We start from the raw sequence: 712 nt of genomic DNA on the forward strand, positions 1-712 counted from the left end.
AATTCGTTTCGCTGGCCAGCGAACTTCCACTATCGACAACCAGTAAACGGGCGTTTCTGGCCGCCGCTGATTTCGCACTTACGGGTGATCAGGGTACGCTGAGCCACCGGGAAGACGCACAGCTACGTTATGTTATACCCTTGTCTGTTCAAAAACAGCTACAACAGGATCAGGGGCCGTCATTGGCCTTTCGAAGTCGTCTAACTAAACCGGAACGATTGCTGTATGGGGCGTTAGCCAGTGGACAACTGCCCCCCGACCCAATCAGCTTTTACCAGGTATCGGCTGCTCACCTCAAAGCGGCCATCGGCCCGAGATTTGACCATGTCGCCGTTGGGCTAAATAAAGCCTATGCCAATCAGGTAAGTACTTACCTGAACGACCAAAAAACCCTACTTCCTCAACTTCAGGCCAGAGGTTTTGTCATCGACGCGTTAGCCAGTGGTGCCTATCGAATGGGACACTATTTAACCCGCTCAGACGGATTTACTCCCGTGCCAGATGCATTGGCTCGTCGATTACAGAAAGAGTCCATACCCACGCTAGCGGATCAAACCCAAACCTTGCAATCGTCGGCGGGGCGCAGTCTGGTTTCCATGAGTCAGGCAATAGACCTCAACAATACGGCACTCATGCAGGGAGAGCTTAGCCGGTGGCATCGTCAGACCAATCATGCAACGGGTTCGGGTTCGGTGATGGAGCAAGCCATGAG

1 protein-coding gene is annotated in these 712 nt (G+C 53.1%); it reads left to right on the top strand.

Annotation, left to right across the window (positions count from 1 at the left end; translation table 11 throughout):
- A partial coding sequence (locus tag ACYVK4_RS27640; protein ID WP_461130814.1) for a hypothetical protein occupies window positions 1-712 on the top strand: 712 nt, incomplete at both ends.

The organism is Spirosoma aerophilum, from assembly GCF_054782495.1.